Origin of the sequence: Stenotrophomonas sp. TWI700 (assembly GCF_039673645.1) — a bacterium.
GTDB classification, from domain to species: domain Bacteria; phylum Pseudomonadota; class Gammaproteobacteria; order Xanthomonadales; family Xanthomonadaceae; genus Stenotrophomonas; species Stenotrophomonas maltophilia_AA.
In genome coordinates this window covers 1-20255 of sequence record NZ_JBDJMB010000042.1, presented here as the reverse complement: position 1 = coordinate 20255, position 20255 = coordinate 1, and the positions used below count along the sequence as shown (strand labels likewise).

Annotated in this window: 17 protein-coding genes; all 17 read left to right on the top strand. The window is 68.0% G+C overall.

Features of this window, described 5'->3' with window-relative positions; translation table 11 throughout:
* Window positions 1-167 precede the first annotated feature (167 nt).
* The 17 genes from flhB (at window position 168) to ABE473_RS17890 (ending at window position 20081) form a co-directional block, all read left to right on the top strand.
* Window positions 168-1298, top strand: a complete 1131-nt coding sequence (gene flhB, locus ABE473_RS17970) for a flagellar biosynthesis protein FlhB (protein WP_346490435.1) — start codon at window positions 168-170, stop codon at window positions 1296-1298.
* A gap of 17 nt (window positions 1299-1315) precedes the next feature.
* Window positions 1316-3397 (top strand): flagellar biosynthesis protein FlhA, encoded by a 2082-nt coding sequence (gene flhA / locus ABE473_RS17965; RefSeq protein WP_179459623.1) that lies wholly within the window; start codon window positions 1316-1318, stop codon window positions 3395-3397.
* Window positions 3398-3546: 149 nt separating this feature from the next.
* On the top strand, window positions 3547-5193 hold the full coding sequence (flhF, locus tag ABE473_RS17960; protein WP_346490434.1) for a flagellar biosynthesis protein FlhF: 1647 nt from the start codon (window positions 3547-3549) through the stop codon (window positions 5191-5193).
* On the top strand, window positions 5180-6067 hold the full coding sequence (locus ABE473_RS17955) for a MinD/ParA family protein (RefSeq protein ID WP_346490433.1): 888 nt from the start codon (window positions 5180-5182) through the stop codon (window positions 6065-6067). The genes flhF and ABE473_RS17955 overlap by 14 nt, the downstream gene beginning before the upstream one ends.
* Window positions 6064-6810, top strand: coding sequence for an RNA polymerase sigma factor FliA (locus ABE473_RS17950; RefSeq protein WP_019182907.1), 747 nt, complete (start codon window positions 6064-6066; stop codon window positions 6808-6810). The genes ABE473_RS17955 and ABE473_RS17950 overlap by 4 nt, the downstream gene beginning before the upstream one ends.
* Before the next feature lie 16 nt (window positions 6811-6826).
* Entirely contained in the window at window positions 6827-7219 is a 393-nt protein-coding gene (gene cheY / locus ABE473_RS17945; RefSeq protein ID WP_019182908.1) for a chemotaxis response regulator CheY, read from the top strand.
* Complete coding sequence (locus ABE473_RS17940; RefSeq protein ID WP_346490432.1) at window positions 7219-7833, top strand: protein phosphatase CheZ; 615 nt, start codon at window positions 7219-7221, stop codon at window positions 7831-7833. Before cheY ends, ABE473_RS17940 begins: the two co-directional genes overlap by 1 nt.
* A 5-nt stretch (window positions 7834-7838) precedes the next feature.
* Window positions 7839-9668, top strand: a complete 1830-nt coding sequence (locus ABE473_RS17935; RefSeq protein ID WP_346490431.1) for a chemotaxis protein CheA — start codon at window positions 7839-7841, stop codon at window positions 9666-9668.
* A gap of 79 nt (window positions 9669-9747) precedes the next feature.
* On the top strand, window positions 9748-10488 hold the full coding sequence (locus ABE473_RS17930) for a flagellar motor protein (protein WP_176989046.1): 741 nt from the start codon (window positions 9748-9750) through the stop codon (window positions 10486-10488).
* Between the two features lies 1 nt (window position 10489).
* Window positions 10490-11491 carry a flagellar motor protein MotD gene (gene motD / locus ABE473_RS17925; RefSeq protein WP_346490430.1) on the top strand — a complete coding sequence of 334 codons (1002 nt, stop codon included), beginning with the start codon at window positions 10490-10492 and terminating at the stop codon, window positions 11489-11491.
* 5 nt (window positions 11492-11496) lie between these two features.
* The gene (locus tag ABE473_RS17920; RefSeq protein ID WP_176989048.1) at window positions 11497-12279 is read left to right on the top strand and encodes a ParA family protein; all 783 of its coding nucleotides are present in this window, start codon (window positions 11497-11499) and stop codon (window positions 12277-12279) included.
* Complete coding sequence (locus ABE473_RS17915) at window positions 12276-13415, top strand: chemotaxis protein CheW (protein WP_346490429.1); 1140 nt, start codon at window positions 12276-12278, stop codon at window positions 13413-13415. The genes ABE473_RS17920 and ABE473_RS17915 overlap by 4 nt, the downstream gene beginning before the upstream one ends.
* A 99-nt stretch (window positions 13416-13514) precedes the next feature.
* Window positions 13515-13823 (top strand): STAS domain-containing protein, encoded by a 309-nt coding sequence (locus ABE473_RS17910; protein WP_346490428.1) that lies wholly within the window; start codon window positions 13515-13517, stop codon window positions 13821-13823.
* On the top strand, window positions 13820-14185 hold the full coding sequence (locus tag ABE473_RS17905) for a response regulator (protein WP_088435039.1): 366 nt from the start codon (window positions 13820-13822) through the stop codon (window positions 14183-14185). Before ABE473_RS17910 ends, ABE473_RS17905 begins: the two co-directional genes overlap by 4 nt.
* Before the next feature lie 45 nt (window positions 14186-14230).
* Entirely contained in the window at window positions 14231-16204 is a 1974-nt protein-coding gene (locus ABE473_RS17900) for a chemotaxis protein CheA (protein WP_346490427.1), read from the top strand.
* Between the two features lie 627 nt (window positions 16205-16831).
* Window positions 16832-19084: a methyl-accepting chemotaxis protein gene (locus ABE473_RS17895; protein WP_346490426.1), complete on the top strand. Its 2253-nt coding sequence runs from the start codon at window positions 16832-16834 to the stop codon at window positions 19082-19084.
* A 217-nt stretch (window positions 19085-19301) separates the two neighbouring features.
* On the top strand, window positions 19302-20081 hold the full coding sequence (locus ABE473_RS17890) for a flagellar regulator YcgR PilZN domain-containing protein (RefSeq protein WP_346490425.1): 780 nt from the start codon (window positions 19302-19304) through the stop codon (window positions 20079-20081).
* Window positions 20082-20255 lie beyond the last annotated feature (174 nt).

Below are 20255 nucleotides of genomic sequence, written 5' to 3'. Positions count from 1 at the left end.
CTCGGCGGGGTGAGGCAGGGTCACTTTGGTCGGGCCGGCCGCTTGCCGGCTCCCCGAAGACCAGCTGGCAGCGCCTGGAGCCGGCCAGCGGCCGGCACTACCTTGGCTCGCGGCTCACGGAATGGTTCTTGCACGGACCCGGGTATCTCCTCCCGTATCGCGCCCCGATGTCCGAGAACGAACAAGCCGGCGAAAAAACCGAATTACCCACCGAAAAACGCCTGCGCGATGCCCGGGAACAGGGCAACATCCCGCGCTCGCGGGAGCTGGCGACGGCGGCCGTGTTCGGTGCCGGTGTGCTGGCGCTGATGGCGTTCTCCGGCACCATCGCGCGCAACGCCAAGACCTGGATGCAGCTCGCGCTGAGCCCGGAGCCGGGCCTGCGCCTGCACCCGCAGGCGCTGTTCGGCCACTTCGGCGAGCTGCTGCTGCGGCTGCTGCTGGGCATGTGGCCCCTGATCGTGATCTGCCTGCTGGCCAGCTTCCTGTCGCCCGTGGTGATGGGCGGGCTGCGCTGGTCGGGCAAGGCGATGATGCCGGACTTCAAGCGCATGAGCCCGATGGCGGGCATGAAGCGGCTGTACGGGCCGGAAGCCATCGCCGAGTTCACCAAATCCCTGCTGCGCATCGCCTTCGTCGGCACCGCGGCCGGGCTGGTGGTCTGGCACGGCATCCGCCCGCTGCGCGACCTGCTCAACCAGCCGCTGGAGGCCGCCATGGTCCACGGCCTGGGCTTCACCCTGAAGCTGATGCTGGCCACCGGCGGCGCGATGATGCTGCTGGCCGCCATCGATGCGCCGTACCAACGCTGGAACTGGATGCGCAAGCTGAAGATGACCCGTGAAGAGCTGCGCCGGGAGATGAAGGAAAGCGAGGGCAGCCCCGAGGTCAAGGGCCGCATCCGCCAGCTGCAGCAGCAGATGTCCAACCGCCGGATGATGGAAGCGGTGCCCACCGCCGACGTCGTGGTGGTCAACCCGACCCATTACGCGGTCGCCCTGAAATACGAGGGCGGAAAGATGGGCGCGCCCACCGTGGTCGCCCTGGGCGTGGATGAAACCGCCCTGCGCATCCGTGAAGTGGCCGACGGCAACAAGGTCGCCATCGTCTCCGCCCCGCCTTTGGCACGCGCCTTGTATCGGGAAGGTCAACTTGGAAAGGAAATTCCCGTGAGACTGTATTCGGCCGTGGCCCAGGTGCTCTCCTACGTCTACCAGCTGCGCAGCTGGCGGACCGGCCCGATGCCGGCCTCGCCCAGCATCGATATCGATGAGTTCGGCAAGGGAGGCCGCCCATGAGCGCCCAGCCTGCCGGAATGAACGTGCGCCGCGCACTGGACATGATCCGCCACGGGCTCGGTGCCCCGCTGATCGTGCTGGCGCTGCTGGCCATGGTGGTGGTGCCGCTGGCGCCGGCGGTGCTGGATGCACTGTTCACCTTCAACATCGCCATCTCGCTGATGGTGCTGCTGGCGGTGGTGTACGTGAAGCGCCCGCTGGACTTCACCATCTTCCCGATCGTGCTGCTGATCACCACGATGCTGCGGCTGGCGCTGAACGTGGCCTCCACCCGCGTGATCCTGCTCAACGGCCAGAACGGCCACGAGGCGGCCGGCAAGGTGATCGCCTCGTTCGGCGAGTTCGTGATCGGCGGCAACTACGCGGTCGGCATCGTGGTCTTCGCGATCCTGACCATCATCAACTTCGTGGTGATCACCAAGGGCGCCGGCCGCGTCTCCGAAGTGACCGCCCGCTTCATCCTGGACGCCATGCCCGGCAAGCAGATGGCGATCGACGCCGATCTCAACGCCGGTTTGCTGACGCGTGAAGAGGCCAAGGCGCGCCGCGAGGAGGTCCGCGAGGAAGCCGACTTCTACGGCGCGATGGACGGCGCCAGCAAGTTCATCCGTGGCGATGCGATCGCCGGCATCCTGATCCTGTTCATCAACCTGGTCGGTGGCCTGGCGGTCGGCGTGCTCCAGCACGGCATGCCGTTCGGCGATGCCGCGGCGACCTACACCCTGCTCTCCATCGGTGACGGCCTGGTCGCCCAGCTGCCGGCGCTGCTGGTGTCCTCGGCGGTGGCCATGCTGGTCACCCGCGCCTCGCGCTCGCAGGACATGGCCCAGGCCATGATGAGCCAGGTCTTCGGCCAGTACCGCGCGCTGACCATCGCCGCCGCGATTCTGGCGGTGGTCGGGCTGGTGCCGGGCATGCCCAACGTCGCCTTCTTGACGCTGGCCGCCATCCTCGGCTTCATCGCCTGGAAGGCCTGGAAGAAGAGCACGGCCGAAGCCCGCGCCGCCGAATCGCCGGCCGCCAACCGCCCCGACACCCTCGGCCTGCCGGGTGCCGCGCCCTCGCCCACCGCCGAACTGACCTGGGACGAACTGCGCCCGGTCGATCCGCTCGGCCTGGAAGTCGGCTACCGGTTGATCCCGCTGGTCGACAAGAACCAGGGCGGCGAACTGATGGCCCGGATCAAGGGCGTGCGCCGCAAGCTCACCCACGACATCGGCTTCCTGATTCCCTCCGTCCACATCCGCGACAACCTGGAACTGCCGGCGAGCGCGTATCGCCTGCTGATCCACGGCGTGCCGGTGGCGACCGCCGAGATCCATCCGGACCGCGAACTCGCGCTGGACCCGGGCAGTGCCCTGGGCACGTTGGAAGGCATCGCCGGCAAGGATCCCGCCTTCGGCCTGGATGCCACCTGGATCCAGCCGCACCAGCGCGCCAATGCCGAATCGATGGGCTACACCGTGGTCGACCCGGCCACCGTGGTCGCCACCCATCTGTCGCACCTGATCCGCGAGCACGCCCCGGAACTGCTCGGTCACGAAGAAGTGCAGCAGCTGCTGGCCAACCTGGCCAAGAGTGCACCGAAGCTGGTCGAAGATCTGACGCCGAAGTCGCTGCCGCTGTCGGCGGTGGTGCGGGTGCTGCAGAACCTGCTGATCGAGCGCATTCCGATCCGCCAGCTGCGCAAGATCGTCGAATCGCTGGTGGAAAGCGCGCCGACCAGCCAGGACCCGGCCGTGCTGACCGCCGCCGTGCGCAACGCGCTGGGCCGTTTCATCGTGCAGGAGATCGCCGGGATGTCGCCCGAGCTGCCGGTCTTCACCCTCAACCCGCAACTGGAACGCGTCTTGCAGGAGTCCACACAGGGCAACGGCGCCGCGCTGGAACCCGGACTCGCCGAGCGACTGCATCAAAGCCTGGCCGAATGTGTCGGCAAGCAGGAAGCGAAGAACGAGCCCGCGGTCGTGCTGGTGCCCGGCCCGGTACGTGCCGCGCTGGCACGGCTGGTACGCCACAGCGTCCCCTCGCTGTCCGTACTCGCCTACAGCGAGGTGCCCGAGGACAAACGGTTGAAGCTGGTCGGCACGATCAGTTGAGCCGGACCTCCGACGGCACCGCGACAGAAAACAGACACCTCATTCGATTTCACCGCAGCAGGAAATAAAGGGACTCCCTGACCGTGCAGACCACCGACAACCAGCGTTTCCCTTCCACCACTCCGCCGCCCCAGTCCCGGTACCACAGCATGAAAATCAAACGCTTCGTCGCCTCCGATATGCGCTCGGCCATGAACCTGGTGCGCAAGGAACACGGTCCGGACGCAGTCATCCTGTCCAACCGCCGGATCGAGGAAGGCGTCGAGATCGTGGCGGCGGCCAACTATGACGAAAGCGCCGTGCAGCGTGCACTGGAAGCGGCCCGCAAGGACGTCGCCCCGGCGCCGGCACCGCGCCCCCGCAGCGCCGCCGATGCCGTGATCGCCGCCGTGACCCGCCGCAAGGCCCCGGTCGCCACGCCGGAACCGGTGGCCGCCACCACCTCGGCCGTGGCCGCGCTGGCGCGCGCCGCCGTCGGCGCGACCGGCCGTACGCTCGATACCGCCAACGAAAGCGTCCCGCAGCGCGGCAGCGATGGCTTCGCGGCCACCCTGGCCCGCGCCAGCGTCAGCCCTGCCGTCAACGAACCGTCGCTGCCGGAGCAGATCTTCGCGCCGTTCAATGTCGAACAGGCCGCCGCCGCTTCGCCGGCCCTGCCGCACGAGGTCGCCGCACCGGCCCCGATCAACCGCGCCCGCTTCGTCATCGATCCGCCGCTGGAGGAGGTGGACGAGACCGCCGTGCCGGCCGCCGCCGCCCTGGCGCCGATGCCGGTCGTGGCCGCGACCCTGCCGCCGGCGCTGCCGATCGCCGCGACCGTCGGCACCGCCGCCAATGACGCGGCACCGGTCGTGGCCAGCGTGCCGGAACTGATCGTGGTCCCGCGCGACGACGAAGAAATCCGCCAGCTGCGCCACGAAGTGGCCGGCATGCGCCACGTCATCGAGCGCGAGATGCACCGCTTCACCGACGAACGCCTGCGTGGCTCGCCGGTCCGTGCCGCCGCGCTGGACCTGATGGACGAGTACGGCTTCGACGCCGGCATCAGCCGCGACGTGGCCATGCAGATTCCGCTGGATACCGAAGCCCACCGCGGCCGCGGCCTGATGCTCGGCCTGCTCTCCAAGAAGCTGCCGATCGCCCCGGTCGACCCGCTCGAAGCCGGCGGCGTGATCGCCCTGGTCGGCCCCACCGGCGCCGGCAAGACCACCACCATCGCCAAGCTGGCCTCGCGCTTCGCCGAAGCGCACGCCGCCCGCGACGTCGCCCTGGTCACCACCGACACCGGCCGCATCGGTGCCCGCGAGCAGCTGTACGGCTTCGGCCGCCAGCTCGGCATCGCGGTCCATGAGGCCAGCAGCGGCAGCGATCTGAACCAGCTGCTGGAGCGCCTGAAGGACTACAAGCTGGTCCTGATCGACACCGCCGGGCTGGGCCCGCGCGACCGCGCCCTGGCCGCCCAGCTGCAGTGGCTGCGCGCCGCCGAGCAGATCCGCACCCTGCTGGTGCTGCCGGCCAACACCAGTTTCGGTGACATGGACGAGGTCGTCCGCCGCTTCAGCGCCGCCAACCCGCAGGGCGTGGTGCTGAGCAAGCTGGACGAGACCGGCCGCTTTGGCACCGCCCTGTCGGTGGCCGTGGATCACCGCCTGCCGATCACCTGGGTCACCGATGGCCAGGACGTTCCCGAAGACCTGCACCGTGCCAGTGCGGCCAATCTTGTACTTCGCCTTGAAGATTTGCGCCGCGCGGCCGATATGCCCTGCAACCCGGAGTTGAACCATGCCGTCGCGTGAGTACGCCAAGCTGACCAAGACCTTCCCGTTGTCGGCTACCCGAAGCCAGCCGCTGGGCCCGGTCCGCACCATCGCCGTCACCGGCGGCAAGGGCGGCGTGGGCAAAACGAACGTTTCGGCCAATCTGGCCGTGGCGCTGGCGGACATGGGCAAACGCACGCTGCTGCTGGACGCCGACCTCGGCCTGGCCAACATCGACGTGATCCTGGGCCTGCAGCCGAAGGTGACCCTGGCCGACCTCGTCGCCGGGCGGTGCACCCTGGAAGAAGTGATCATGGAAGGCCCCGGTGGCGTGCTGGTGGTCCCGGCCGCGTCCGGCCGCCGCCACATGGCCGAACTGCAGCCGGCCGAGCACGTCGGCCTGGTCAACGTGTTCTCCGAGCTCGAACGCGAGCTGGACATCATGATCGTGGACACCGCCGCCGGCATCACCGATGGCGTGCTGACCTTCTGCCAGGCCGCGCAGGACACCGTGGTGGTGGTCTGCGATGAGCCGGCCTCGATCACCGATGCCTACGCGCTGATCAAGGTGCTTTCGCGCGAACGCGGCGTGGATCGCATCCAGGTCGTGGCCAACATGGTCCGCGACCCGAACGAAGGCCGCGTGCTCTACGAAAAGCTGACCCGCGTCTGCGACAAGTTCCTCGCCGATGTCTCGCTGAACTACCTGGGCTGCGTGCCGCAGGACGACTGGCTGCGCCTGTCGGTGCAGCGCCAGCAGCCGGTGGTGAAAGCCTATCCGTCCAGCCCGTCGGCGCTGGCATTGACCGAAATCGCGCGCCGTACCGCGCGCTGGCAGGCCCCGACCGAGCCGCGTGGCGGGGTCGAGTTCTTCCTCGAACGCATCCTCAAGCAACGCGGGGTGACGGCATGAAGGGCGCAGCACAATACAAAGAAGTCCAGCGGACCGCGGCCAACGAGTGCATTGCCCAGCACTCCGACCTGGTCCGCCGCATCGCCCACCATCTGGCGGCACGCCTGCCGGCCAGCGTGGAGGTCGATGACCTGATCCAGGCCGGCATGATGGGCCTGATCGAGGCCTCGCGCAGCTATGACGCCGACCAGGGCGCCTCGTTCGAGACCTATGCCTCGATCCGCATCCGCGGCTCGATGATCGACGAGATCCGCCGCGGCGACTGGGTGCCGCGCTCGGTACACCGCCGCGCCCGCGATGCCGCCGCGACCATCCGCCGGCTGGAGCAGAGCACCGGCCGCGCCGCCAGCGCCACCGAAGTGGCCGCCGCGATGGACATGCCGTTGCCGGACTACCTGCGCCTGATGGAGGACGCCTCGCGCGGCCAGGTGCTGAGCCTGGAATCGCGGATCGAAGACCAGGGCGAGCTGGATACCGTCGCCCAGGGCGGCCCGACCCCGCAGCAGGTACTGGAGCGCGGTGAGTTCGGGCGCGAGCTGGGCAACGCGATCGGCCTGCTGCCCGAGCGCGAACAGCTGGTGCTCTCGCTGTACTACGAGCAGGAACTGAACCTGAAAGAGATCGGCGCCGTGTTGGGTGTCAGCGAATCGCGCGTGTGCCAGATCCATGGCCAGGCCGTGCTGCGCCTGCGGGGCCGGCTGAAGATCTTCGAGGCGGCCGACGCCGGCCTCGAGAACCATTGAAATCGAGGAAAGTGCTTTGAACAAGAACATGCGTATCCTGATCGTCGACGACTTCTCGACCATGCGTCGTATCGTCAAGAACCTGCTGGGCGATCTGGGCTTCACCAATACGGCCGAAGCCGAGGACGGGCATGCCGCGCTGGCGATGTTGCAGAGCCAGCCATTCGATTTCGTGGTCACCGACTGGAACATGCCGGTGATGACCGGCATCGACCTGCTCAAGGCCGTGCGTGCCGACGCCAAGCTCAAGACCCTGCCGGTGCTGATGGTGACCGCTGAAGCCAAGCGCGAGCAGATCATCGAAGCGGCACAGGCCGGCGTGAACGGCTACATCATCAAGCCGTTCACCGCCCAGACCCTGGAAGAAAAGCTCGGCAAGATCTTCGAACGCCTGGCGGCGAGCGCCTGATGGAAACCCTGAGCGACAAATCCGCGCTGGTGCAGCGCCTGCAGGACGCCCTTGCCGCACTGGAAAGTGGTGACGAAGCCGGTTGGCGCCGGGAAATCGACGCACTGGCCGCGCTGCGCACGCAGCCGATGATGGCCGGCCTGAACCGCCTGGCCCGCGAGCTCGGCCAGGCCCTGGGCGATCTGCCCAGCCTGCCCAGCGAAGCCGGCGAGCTGGATGACGCCTGCGCGCGCCTGGATCACGTGGTGGCGATGACCGAACAGGCCACCCACCGTACCCTGGACCTGGCGGAGGAATGCCGCTCGCTCACCGAGCAGCTGCGTGCCAACGGGCTGACGCCCGACCAGGGCCAGCAGCTGGACCGGATCCGCCACAACCTCACCGAAATCGCGCTGACGCAGAGCTATCAGGACCTCACCGGGCAGATCATCCGCCGCGTGGTCGGGATCGTGCGTCGCGTGCACGAGGGCTTCGGCGCGCTCGGCCTGCCGCCGCAGGACGACGAAAAGAAGCGCGACAACAACGGCCTGGCCGGCCCGGCCGTGAACGGCCTGGATCGCCACGCGGTGTCACAGAACGACGCCGACGACCTGCTTTCGGACCTGGGACTGTAACGCTCATGAGTGCTGTTCCAGACGATATCGCTGCCGACTTCATCCTCGAGGCCCAGGAAATCCTGGACCGCCTCGGCGAACAGCTGGTGTCGCTGGAGCAGGCGCCCCAGGACACCGACCAGCTCAACGCCGTGTTCCGGGGCTTCCACACGCTCAAGGGCGGTGCCGGCTTCCTCGGCATCCAGGCGATGGTCGAGCTGTGCCACGCCGCCGAGGAAACCCTCGGCATGGCACGCTCCGGCCAGGCCACACTGCAGGCCCACCACTTCGATGCAGCCCAGCAGTCACTGGATTACCTGCAGTCGATGCTCGACTCGGTCTCGGCCGGCACCGAGCCGGGCTATGCCCCGCCGGAGCTGATCGCCCAGTTCGATGTCAACGGGCCGGCCACGCCGGCGCCTGCGGCCGCCACCACGGCCAGCAGCGGCGGCGAGATGATCACCGATGATGAGTTCGAAGCGTTGCTCGACCAGTTGCATGGCGGGGCCGCACCGACCGCCATCGCGGCCCCGAAGAAGGATGACGGCCTGATCGGCGAGGACGAGTTCGAAGCCCTGCTCGACCAGCTCCACGGTGGCGCCGTTCCCGGTGCCAAGGCCGCCGCCGCCGCACCGGCTCCGCGTGCCGTGGCCGCCCCGCCGGCGCCGATGGCCAAGCCGGCACCGGCCAAACCGGTTGCCGAAGCCGAGCACACCGTGCGCGTGGATACCAAGCGCCTGGATGCCATCGTCAACCTGATCGGCGAGCTCGTGCTGTCGCGCAACCGGCTCAAGACTCTGCGCGCTCGCCTGCACGATGAAGAGCTCGACCGCGCCGTGTCCACGCTGGACATCGCCACCGCGCGCCTGCAGTCGGCGGTCATGCGCACCCGCATGCAGCCGGTCGGCAAGGTGTTCTCGCGCTTCCCCAAGGTGGCACGCGATGTCGCGCGTTCGCTCAAGAAGGAAGTCGAGCTGGAGCTGATCGGCGCGGAAACCGAACTCGACCGCAACCTGGTCGAGGCGCTGGCCGATCCGCTGGTGCACCTCGTCCGCAACGCGATCGACCACGGCGTGGAGATGCCGGACCTGCGCGAGGCGCAGGGCAAGCCGCGCAGCGGCCATGTGCGGCTCTCGGCCCAGCAGGAAGGCGACTACGTCAGCATCGAAGTGCAGGACGACGGCGCCGGCATCGATCCCGAACGCCTGCGCCAGAAGGCGCGCGAGAAGGGCTTGATCGACCCCGAAGCCGCCGCCCGCCTAAGCAGCGAGGAGTGCCTGCACCTGGTGTTCCTGCCCGGCTTCTCGACCAAGCAGCAGGTCACCGACATCTCCGGCCGCGGCGTGGGCATGGACGTGGTCCAGTCGCGCATCCGCGAGCTGAGCGGCCAGATCCAGATCCAGTCCGAGCTCGGCCGTGGCAGCCGCTTCATGATCCGCGTGCCGCTCACCCTGGCGATCCTGCCGACCCTGCTGGTGCAGGCCGGCGAGGACGTCTACGCCCTGCCCCTGGCCCGCGTGATGGAGGTGCTGCATGCCCCCAACACCTCACTGGGCTGGTTCGACGGCCGTGCCGTGCTGGACCGCAAATCGCACACGCTGGCCCTGGTCGACCTGCGCCATTGGCTCGATGTGGAGCCGATGCCGTCCTCGCTGCTGACCATCGTGGTGCTGCAGGCCGGCGAAGCCCGCTTCGGCCTGGTGGTCGACCAGGTGCGTGGCCGCGAGGAAGTGGTGATCAAGCCACTGCCCAAGACCCTGCGCGGGCTGCGCGGCTATGCCGGTGCCACCCTGATCGGCGACGGCCGGATGGCGCTGATCCTGGACGTGGACGGGCTGCGCACACACCACGATTGATCCCGTGAAAGTGTGACCGCCGCATCACTGGATTCCTTCGGCGTCTCAAGTCCCATTCACACAAGCCGATAACGGACCCATGGACAGACTCAGCCTCATTGGACTTTTCCTCGCCTTGGCCTCGCTGGTCGGCGGCAGCATCCTCAAGGGGGCCGGTCTGGCGTCGCTGTGGTCGCCGGCCGCCTTCGTGATCGTCATCGTCGGCACCATCGCCTCGATCCTGCTGCATACCTCGCCGGCCGTGTTCAAGCACGCCTTCAAGATCGTGCGCTGGGTGATCCTGCCGCCGAGCAGCGACCGCCGCGAGCTGATCCAGCAGATCGTGGAGTGGAGCAACATCGCCCGCCGCCAGGGCCTGCTCGGCCTGGAAGCCCAGGTCGACGCCCAGGACGATCCGTTCCTGCGCAAAGGCCTGCAGTTGCTGGTCGATGGCGTGGAGCCGGAGACCATCCGGCACATGATGGAAATCGAACTGAGCAGCCAGGAGAGCCAGGATCTGGCCGCCTCCAAGGTGTTCGAGGGCATGGGCATCTATGCGCCGACCCTGGGCATCATCGGCGCCGTGCTCGGCCTGATCGCGGTGATGAAGAACCTCGCCGACCCGAGCAAGCTCGGCCACGGCATCGCGGCGGCGTTCACCGCCACCATCTACGGCATCGCCTCGGCCAACCTGCTGTTCCTGCCGGTGTCGGCCAAGCTCAAGAGCGTGATCCACCACAACAGCCGCGACCGCGAAATGATCATCGAAGGCCTGATCTCGATCGCCCAGGGTGAGAACCCGCGCAACATCGAAACCAACCTGTCCGGGTTCCTGCACTGACATGGCCCGTCGCAAGCACCACGAAGAACATGCCAACCATGAGGCCTGGGCGATCCCCTATGCCGACCTCATGACGCTGCTGCTCGCCTTCTTCGTGGTGATGTACGCCATCTCCTCGCTCAACGAGGGCAAGTACCGGATCATGGCCGATGCGCTGACCACCGCGTTCGGCGGCGCGCCGCGCACGATCAACCCGGTCCAGGTCGGCAACCAGCAGGTCCAGGGCGGCGGCTGGGACAGCCCCTCGGTGATCAGGGCCGGCACCAAGATCGGCCCCTCCGCACCGGCGCCGACCAACGACCCGACCCTGCTGCCGGCGATGGCCTCGCAGATGCGCATGCCGGTCTCGATCCGCAACCAGGAACAGCTGCAGCGTGCCGAGCGCCAGCTCAACGGCATCGCCGACAAGCTCACCGCCACGCTGGCGCCGCTGATCGAACGCGGGATGATCACCGTGCGCCGCACCGAGCTGTGGATCGAGGTCGAGATCAACAGCGACATCCTGTTCCCGACCGGTTCGGCCACGCTGGACGTGCACGCACGCGACACCCTCTCCAAACTGGCCGAAGTGCTGCGCGATGCGCCCAATGGCGTGCGCGTGGAAGGCCACACCGACAACATCCCGATCGCCACCTCGCTGTTCCCGTCCAACTGGGAACTCTCGGCCGGGCGCGCGGCCAGCGTGGTGCATCTGTTCGCCGACCAAGGCCTGCAGCCGGCACGGCTGGCGATGGTCGGCTATGGCCAGTTCCGCCCCCGCGAAGACAACGCCAGCGCCGAAGGCCGCAACCGCAACCGGCGAGTGATGGTGATCATCCTGGCCGATACCGCGCAGGGCATCGACCCGATCACCGACCGGCTCAGTGCCGATGCCGACGCCGCCGATGCCGCCAAGGCACCTGCCACTGGCACCCCTGTTACCCCCATCGCACCGGTGCAGTTGCCACCGGTGCCGGCCGGCAGCCGCGTTGGCGCCGCCGTTCCGCCCGCAATGAAGGAGTGAACCGCATGCGTATCTGGGCTGTTGCCAATCAGAAAGGCGGCGTGGGCAAGACCACCACGACGCTCGCGCTCGGCCGCGGCCTGGCCGCGCAGGGCCACCGCGTGCTGTTGATCGATCTGGATCCGCATTCGTCGCTGACCCGCGCCTTCGGCGTCGCGCTGGATCCGCCGCCGCAGGGCGTGCTGGAACTGTTCGGCGCGCCGCCGGCCGAGCTCTCCACCCTCGCCCACCCCAGCGACATTCCGGGCCTGGACTACGTGTGCGCACAGGCGGCCCTGGCCACCCTGGAACGCCGCAGCGCCAACCAGCCGGGCCTCGGCCTGGCCCTGCAGAATGCGCTCGGCCGCCACCAGGGCCAGCATGACTACATCCTGCTCGACTGCGCGCCCACCCTGGGCCTGTTGATGATCAACGCACTGGCCGCAGCCGACCGCCTGATCATCCCGACCCAGGCCGAGCCGCTGGCACTGCACGGACTGGACGGCATGGTCCGTACCGGCGAGATGGTCGAGCGCTCGCGCCGCCGCCCCCTGCCGATGTCGATCCTGCCCACCTTGTTCGACCGCCGCACGCGCGCCGGCAACGAAACCGTCAAGCAGATGCAGGACAAACACGGCCACCGCGTCTGGGAAGATGCGATCCCGGTCGATACCCGCATCTGCAACGCCGCCAGCCTGACCGTGCCGGCGCAGTCCGGGGATTACCCCGGCCGCGGCCTGGCCGCCTATCGCCGCGCACTGGAATGGATCCTGGCCGACGACGCGCAGCAGATGGAGCGCGCGGCATGAACACCGCCGGCGTACTCGACGACTACCTGGAGCAGCTGCTGGGCGACGCGATGCCGGCGCCGGCGGAGGCTTCGATGCCCGTTGCAGCTGCCGACGCTGTGGAAACTGTCGAAGCTGTCGAAGCACTCGAGGCTGAACCTGCAACGGTCGATGCGACCATCACTGCAGCGGCGCCCGCCGCGGCTGAAGAGGTCATCACCCCAGGCTTCGATGACCTGCTGGACGAACTGCGCAACGATCCGCTGCTGAGCGGCGCGATGACCCTGTCTGCCACCCCTGCGGTGGTCGAGGCGGCGGCTGAAACGGATGCTGCGATCGCGGCGGCACCCGTCGCAGCCCCTGGCTTCGACGACCTGCTCGACGAACTCCGCAACGACCCGCTCCTCAGCGGCGCCATGCCCGCGCCCGCGGACGAGGCCCGCCCGAGCTGGGACGACCTGCCACCCGAGGTCGTCTACGAAACCGGCCCCGTGGCTGCCGTCGCCCCACCGGTTGCGCCACCCGCACCGGTCGTCGCGCCCACGCCTGCTCCGGCACCGGCCGCACGTGCACCGGCAGCGCGCTCGATGCCGGCCATGGCGCCCATGCTGGCCGCCACAAGCGCCCGTGCCAACGCTCCCTCGCTGGCACAGAGCCGACCCGGCAGCTGGGAGGAGCTGCAGCGGCAGGCACGCGACCCGGCCTCGAGCCCACGCGAGAACCGCCGCGCCGCCGAACGGACCTCGCGCTGGCTGCGCCTGCGGTGTGGCGCCCAGGCCTACGCGCTGGAGCTGCTCAAGGTCCAGGAAGTGGTCCTGCCGGTCCCGCTGCTGCCGCTGCGCGGCACCTCGCCGGCGATGCTGGGCATCATGAACCTGCGTGGCCAGGTGGTGCCGGTGATGGACCTCGGCATCCACCTGGGCAGCAGCGCGGCCGGCAACGATGCCAATACCCGCATCGTGGTGCTGGAAGAGAACGGCGAAACCATGGGCCTGCGCGTGTCGGCGGTCGAGGATGTCGCCAACCTCACCGACTCCCAGATCGAGCCCCCGGACACCGCCCGCATCTGCCAGATCTCCAATGATCTGTTCCGCGGCGTGGCCCGCGGCGGCGCGCAGCCGATGATCCTGCTGGACGCGACGCAGCTGCTGAACTGACGTAGTGGCGGAGGCCGGTGCCGCGCTGCGCGCGGTCTCCGCTAAAGCTTTGTTGGTTTGGGCCGTTATAGACCTCGGAACCGTTTGTCCGGAGCAATGATGAGCACTGTGGCCTTGGGTGATGATCTCGGAATCGAGACCAGCACCGAGCTGAAAACCCGTTTGGCCCCCCTGGTGGATAAGGCCGGCGATCTGACGCTGGATGCCAGCCAGATCGGCCGTATCCATACCGCCTCGGTGCAGGTGCTGTGCGCATTCGTCGAGGCCCGCCGCAAGGCCGGGCATCCCACCGGATTCCACGGTTGCACCGCAACCCTCCGTGATGCCGCGCGTCTGCTCGGCGTCACCCAGGCCCTCGGCCTGGATGCACCCCATGACAACCTGAAATCTGTGGAGAACGCTGCATGAGCGCACGTATCTTGGTGGTGGACGATTCGGCGTCGATGCGCCAGATGGTCTCTTTCGCCCTCACCTCGGCCGGCTTTTCCGTCGAGGAAGCCGAAGACGGCGCGGTCGCCCTCGGTCGTGCCAAGGGCCAACGCTTCAACGCGGTGGTCACCGACGTCAACATGCCCAACATGGACGGCATCGCGCTGATCCGTGAACTGCGCCAGCTGCCGGACTACAAGTTCACGCCGATGCTGATGCTGACCACCGAATCGGCCGCCGACAAGAAGTCCGAAGGCAAGGCCGCCGGTGCGACCGGCTGGCTGGTCAAGCCGTTCAATCCGGAACAGCTGGTCGCCACCGTCCAGAAAGTCCTGGGCTGATCCCGCTTCACCCTTCCCTCCCCTCGCAACTGGACACCCCGCACCATGAGCATGGATCTGCAACGTTTCCACGCCACCTTCTTCGAAGAAAGCCGCGAGGGGCTGGATGCGATGGAAGCTGGCCTGCTGGCGCTCGAATCGGGCCAGCAGGACCCGGAAATCATCAACTCGGTCTTCCGCGCCGCGCACTCGATCAAGGGGGGCGCCGGCACGTTCGGCTTCGACGCGATCGCCGCCCTGACCCACGTGCTGGAAACGCTGCTGGACGAACTGCGTGCTGGCAAGCGGGCGCTGGAGCCGGCCGCGGTCGACGCGATGCTGGCGTCGGTGGACGTGCTGCGTGCCCTGCTGCGTGAAGCCGAACACGGCCAGGCGGCCGATCCGCAGGCGGTCGCCGAGGTCAAGGCGCGCCTGGAAGCAGTGCTGTCCGGCCAGGCCGCGGCCGCGGCGCCGGTCGTCGCCGCCAAGGTCGATGACACCCCGGAGGCGTGGCAGATCGGCTTCGTGCCGGCACCGTCGCTGTTCATGAGCGGCAACGACCCGTTGCGCATCATCCGCGAGCTGGAGCACCTGGGGTCGCTGCAGGTCGCCGCGCGCTTGGACCGCCTGCCCGGCTTCGATCAGCTCGATCCGCTCGAGGCCCACCTGGCGTGGGATCTTGGCCTGGTCGGCAAGGTGCCGCGCAGCAAGATCGAAGACACCTTCGCTTGGGTGGTGGACGACTGCGAACTGGACATCCGTCCGGCCGCACCGCCGAGCCTGGCCACCTGCACGCCGGTCGAGGCCAAGCCGGCCGCCGCCGTCGCCGCTGCACCGGCCGCTGCCGCACCGGCCGCTGCTGCACATGAAGCCGAGACCTCGATCCGCGTCAGCGTCGACAAGGTCGATGCACTGATCAACCTGGTCGGCGAACTGGTCATCACCCAGGCCATGCTCAAGCAGGTCTCGCACGCACTGGACCCGGCGCAGGCCGAGCAGCTGCTGACCGGCCTGGACCTGCTGGAACGCAACACCCGCGATCTGCAGGAAGCGGTCATCGGCGTGCGCATGCTGCCGGTGGACGCCGTGTTCCGCCGCTTCCCGCGCCTGGTCCGCGATCTGTCCTCACGCCTGGGCAAGCACGTGCGCCTGCGCACCATCGGCGAAGGCACCGAGCTGGACAAGGGCCTGATCGAGAAGATCGCCGATCCGCTCGTGCACCTGGTCCGCAATTCGATCGACCACGGCCTGGAAATGCCGGACGTGCGTCGCGAGGCGGGCAAGGACGAAACCGGCACGATCACGCTGGCCGCCTCGCATCAGGGCGGCCACATCGTGATCGAAGTCAGCGACGACGGTCGCGGCCTGAACCGCGACAAGATCCTGTCCAAGGCGCTCGAGCGTGGCCTGAGCGTGCCGGACAACCCCACCGATTCGCAGGTGTGGGACCTGATCTTCCAGCCCGGCTTCTCCACCGCCGATGCCGTCACGGATCTGTCGGGGCGTGGCGTCGGCATGGACGTGGTCCGCCGCAACATCCAGGCGCTGGGTGGCGAAGTCCAGCTGGAAAGCCAGGCCGGCAACGGCACCCGCGTGCTGATCCGCCTGCCGCTGACCCTGGCGATCCTGGACGGCATGACCGTCTCGGTGGCCGGCGAAACGCTGATCCTGCCGCTGGCCTACGTGCTGGAGGCGCTGCAGCCGCAGGCCGACGATGTGCGCACCATGGCCGGCGAAGGCCGCGTGCTGCGGGTGCGTGGCGAGTACCTGCCGATCCTCTCGCTCAGCGAGTACTACGGCTACGGCGGGCGTGCGCTGGACGATCCGCTGGTTGTGGTCGTTGAAGGCGATGGCCAGAAGATCGCGCTGGAAGTGGACGAACTGGTCGGCCAGCAGCAGGTCGTGGTCAAGAACATCGAGAACAACTACCGCCGCATCAGCGGTGTCTCCGGCGCCACCATTCTCGGCGATGGCCGGGTCGCGCTGATCGTCGACATCGGCGGCCTGGTGCGCTCGCTCAAGGTGCCGCAGGCCGCGTAACGCACGGCAGGTGCCGGCCGACGGTAGTCGGCACCTGCGGGGTAGATCTACGCCATGCGTGGATGCTCTTCATTCCGGCCGCTTGAACGCCTGCAGCAGGCGCTTCGGTTTGGCTTGAACCTCGGAAACATGCCGCACGAGCGATGGCTGGCGTCTTCGGATGCTTGTGCCGCGCTGCGCGCGGTCTCCACGCATGGCGTGGATTTACCGTCATCGCACGCGTTGCCCACCGGCAGGCAGGCCGTGTCTTGTCTTGTCTTGTCTTGTCTTGTCTTGTCTTGTCTTGTCTTGCCGTGTCGTCACGACACGACACGTCATGCCTCACCCTCCCTTGCACGAAACTGTGACCTCGAACGTGGTCGATACGCGGACGTATTGAGGGATACATCGCGGCACTCACTCGCAACGCCCGCCATTGCTTGCTTCTGCAACCATCGCGGCAACATCGGGGGCTGCATGCCCCGATGAAAAAATGTGACATCGAACGCTCAAGTTGCGGCGATGCAGCGCCGCTATCCCGAGTGAGAGCGCTGACATTTTCTTCACGCGCTCAGCCCCACGTCCCTTTCCATCTTTCGCCCAGCGCCCCCACGGCTGTGCGCCACCGCCCTGCCCGGAGTTCCTGCCATGAAGTGGTTCCACGATCTGCCCATCGCCCGCAAGTTGGCCGTGGGGTTCACCCTCACCACGCTGATGACCGTCGTCCTGGGCGTGTTCGCCTTGGTCCGCCTCAACGGCGCCAATGCCGAACTGGTGTCGATGGCCGGCAACAACATTCCCAGTCTGCAGCACCTGGGTGAAGCGCGCTCCCTGCTGGGCGAGCTCCGCACCTATGAGCTCGCCCAGCTGAGCATGCTCGACCAGCCCGACAAGGTGGCCGACTACAACAAGCGCATGGACGCGTCGTCGAAGCTGGTCCACGACGAACTGGCCGCCTATGCCGCCCTGCCCGCCAACGACCGCGAACGCGCGCTGTATGCGAAAGTGGCCGCCGATGCCACCGCGTACTTCGCTGCCAACACCGAGATGCGCGCGGCCGTGGCTGCCGCCGACAGCGTGCTGGCGCAGGACGTGTCGGACAACAAGTCGCGTCCAGCACGCCGCCAGTTGTTCGAGGACCTCAAGGAACTGGGGGCCTACAGCAACAGCCTGATGGCCGGCCGCATCGCCGACGCCAATGCCACCCACCACGCCAGCGTGATCGCGATCATCACCTGCATGGTGCTGCTGACCCTGGTCGCCGCCGCGCTCGCCTGGGCGATCTCACTGGTGATCACGCGCCCGCTGGGCCAGGCCGTGCACGCCATCCAGTCGGTGGCGCGTGGCGATCTGTCGGTCAACATCCAGGCCACCAGCAAGGATGAAGCCGGCAAGATGCTGGCCGCGACCCGCGACATGACGGTGATGCTGCGTCGCTTCTCCGAGCAGACCCAGCAGATGGTCGAGATGCATGCCGGCCCGGACATCAGCCACCGCATCCCGGAAGATTTCCCGGGCGTGTACGGCCAGCTGGCCGTCGGCGTCAATACGGTGATCTTCGAACACCTGGACGCAATCAAGGACGCGATCAACGTCCTGAACCAGTACGCCGCCGGCGACCTCTCGCCGAACGCCCGTCGCCTGCCCGGCACCCGTGCGATCCTGCACGAGTCGATGGATGCGGCCAAGGCCAGCCTGCTGGCGATCAACACCCAGATCCAGTCGCTGGCCCAGGCGGCGGCGGCCGGTGACTTCACCCAGCGCGGCGATGCGCTGCGGTTCGAGCACGACTTCCGGGTCATGATCGAAAACCTCAACACCATGATGCAGGTCGCCGACGGCAACCTGTCCCAGCTCTCGCACCTGCTGCAGTCGATCGCCGCCGGCGACCTGACCGCGCGCATGCAGGGCGAGTTCCACGGCGTGTTCGCCGCGATGCGCGACGATGCCAACACCACGGTCGCCCAGCTGACCCAGATCGTCGGCCGCATCCAGCAGGCCTCCTCCAGCATCAGCACCGCGGCCGGCGAGATCGCCTCCGGCAACAACGACCTGTCGCGCCGCACCGAGCAGCAGGCCGCCAACCTGGAAGAAACCGCGGCCTCGATGGAGGAACTGACCTCCACCGTACGCCAGAACGCCGAGCATGCCCGCCAGGCCAACCAGCTCGCCATCGGCGCGCACTCGGTGGCCTCGCAGGGCGGCGAAGTGGTCGGCCGCGTGGTCAGCACCATGCACGAAATCGACGCCTCCTCGCGCCGCATCGCCGACATCATCACCGTCATCGACGGCATCGCGTTCCAGACCAACATCCTGGCGCTGAACGCCGCGGTGGAAGCCGCACGTGCTGGCGAACAGGGACGCGGCTTTGCCGTCGTCGCCTCCGAAGTGCGCACCCTGGCCCAGCGCTCGGCGGGCGCGGCCAAGGAGATCAAGGGGCTGATCGACGAGTCCGTCGGCAAGGTGGCCGAGGGCTCGCAGCTGGTCAACCAGGCCGGTGCCACCATGGGCGAGATCGTCGCCTCGGTGCAGCGCGTGACCGACATCATGGCCGAGATCTCCGCGGCCTCGCAGGAACAGTCGGCCGGCATCGAGCAGGTCAACACCACCGTGGTGCAGATGGACGAAACCACCCAGCAGAATGCCGCGCTGGTGGAAGAAGCCACCGCCGCCGCCCGCGCCATGGAAGAGCAGGCCGGCCACCTGACCGACGCCGTCTCGCTGTTCAAGCTGGACGGGCAGGCCTACGCGGCGCCGGCGGCCGCATCCGCCGCCGTGCGTTCGCCTGCCCCAGCGCGAGCCACCGCCCCGGCCAAGCCGCGCAGTGTCGTCGCCGCACCGCGCCGGGCTATGACCCGGGAACCGGCACTGGCCAGCGATGCCGAGTGGCAGGAGTTCTGATCGCGCCCGCTGCGTGATCGAGTGAGCCAGACGACACCCCGCCCCGGCGGGGTGTCGTCGTTTCACCGGACCGCCACCAGAACCGCACACCGAAACCGTCGCCCGTCTTCTTCGCGGGGCGACACAATTCCCCCTACATAAATGTGAACTACTGCCGATAAACGGACAGAGCCCCGGTATCTACGCGTGCCGGCACCCGCCCAACCCAGCAGATTCCATGTCCGAAGGCAGCCACGACGCACACGACCGACCCCATGCCACCCACGACGATGGCACGGATGACCGGTACCTGGTCCGCAACCCCCGCCAGATCCGGCAGTTGCTGCAGGCGCTGATCGACCAGCGTTCGTTGATCAACGCCCATCTGGGCGGCCGCGACCAGTCCTTCCCCACCGCGGTGCTGGAACTGGACGACGACGAGGATTCGCTGTTGCTGGACGGCAGCCCCTCCGAGACCTCCAACCGCGCTGCCGAAGAGGCCGGCCATCTGCTCTGCTTCGCGCAGCTGGACCGGGTGATGGTGCGCTTCCGCCTGGACGGCCTGGAGCGCGTGCGCAATGAAGGCCACGTCGCCTTCCGCGTGCCCTTCCCCGAGGAGCTGGTGCACCTGCAGCGCCGCGAGCTGTATCGGCTGGAAACGCCGATCACCGATTCGCCGCACCTGCAGTTCCCGGTCAACGAAGACCGCAGCGAGATCCTGCAGCTGCGCGTGGTGGACATCAGCGGCGGCGGCCTGGCCGTCACGGTGCCGGTGGACTGCAACGTGTTCTCCCTGCAGAAACGCTACGCGGCCCAGCTGGACCTGCCCGATGGCAGCCCGCTGCATGTCTCGCTGGTCGTCTGCAACCAGTTGGCGGTCAAGCTGCCCAACGGGGTCGAAATGAAACGCATCGGCATGCGCTTCGACGACCTCCCGCGCGGCGGCGACAGCGCGATCCAGCGCTACATCTTCCGCATCGACCGGCAGCGGAGTGCGAGGAAGAACGGGGAGAGTTGATGGCTGCTTCAACTGCGTGGCGCTGGTGATGCCTGATAGGGTCAGCGCGGGTAGGCCGGCGGGACCCGCCGCAAGTACGTCCCTGTAGGCTCATGTCGCCGCATCCATGCGGCTCTTGGTCCCGCCAACCAACCCGCGCCGCCCCATGGACAGTTGGCTGGGCCCGAGTTGAAG

Excerpts from the sequence above, each read along its gene's own strand:
- flhB (WP_346490435.1), top strand. The coding sequence starts at position 168 with ATGTCCGAGAACGAACAAGCCGGCGAAAAAACCGAATTACCCACCGAA.
- flhA (WP_179459623.1), top strand. The coding sequence starts at position 1,316 with ATGAACGTGCGCCGCGCACTGGACATGATCCGCCACGGGCTCGGTGCC.
- flhF (WP_346490434.1), top strand. The coding sequence starts at position 3,547 with ATGAAAATCAAACGCTTCGTCGCCTCCGATATGCGCTCGGCCATGAAC.
- ABE473_RS17955 (WP_346490433.1), top strand. The coding sequence starts at position 5,180 with ATGCCGTCGCGTGAGTACGCCAAGCTGACCAAGACCTTCCCGTTGTCG.
- ABE473_RS17950 (WP_019182907.1), top strand. The coding sequence starts at position 6,064 with ATGAAGGGCGCAGCACAATACAAAGAAGTCCAGCGGACCGCGGCCAAC.
- ABE473_RS17940 (WP_346490432.1), top strand. The coding sequence starts at position 7,219 with ATGGAAACCCTGAGCGACAAATCCGCGCTGGTGCAGCGCCTGCAGGAC.
- ABE473_RS17935 (WP_346490431.1), top strand. The coding sequence starts at position 7,839 with ATGAGTGCTGTTCCAGACGATATCGCTGCCGACTTCATCCTCGAGGCC.
- ABE473_RS17930 (WP_176989046.1), top strand. The coding sequence starts at position 9,748 with ATGGACAGACTCAGCCTCATTGGACTTTTCCTCGCCTTGGCCTCGCTG.
- motD (WP_346490430.1), top strand. The coding sequence starts at position 10,490 with ATGGCCCGTCGCAAGCACCACGAAGAACATGCCAACCATGAGGCCTGG.
- ABE473_RS17920 (WP_176989048.1), top strand. The coding sequence starts at position 11,497 with ATGCGTATCTGGGCTGTTGCCAATCAGAAAGGCGGCGTGGGCAAGACC.
- ABE473_RS17915 (WP_346490429.1), top strand. The coding sequence starts at position 12,276 with ATGAACACCGCCGGCGTACTCGACGACTACCTGGAGCAGCTGCTGGGC.
- ABE473_RS17910 (WP_346490428.1), top strand. The coding sequence starts at position 13,515 with ATGAGCACTGTGGCCTTGGGTGATGATCTCGGAATCGAGACCAGCACC.
- ABE473_RS17905 (WP_088435039.1), top strand. The coding sequence starts at position 13,820 with ATGAGCGCACGTATCTTGGTGGTGGACGATTCGGCGTCGATGCGCCAG.
- ABE473_RS17900 (WP_346490427.1), top strand. The coding sequence starts at position 14,231 with ATGAGCATGGATCTGCAACGTTTCCACGCCACCTTCTTCGAAGAAAGC.
- ABE473_RS17895 (WP_346490426.1), top strand. The coding sequence starts at position 16,832 with ATGAAGTGGTTCCACGATCTGCCCATCGCCCGCAAGTTGGCCGTGGGG.
- ABE473_RS17890 (WP_346490425.1), top strand. The coding sequence starts at position 19,302 with ATGTCCGAAGGCAGCCACGACGCACACGACCGACCCCATGCCACCCAC.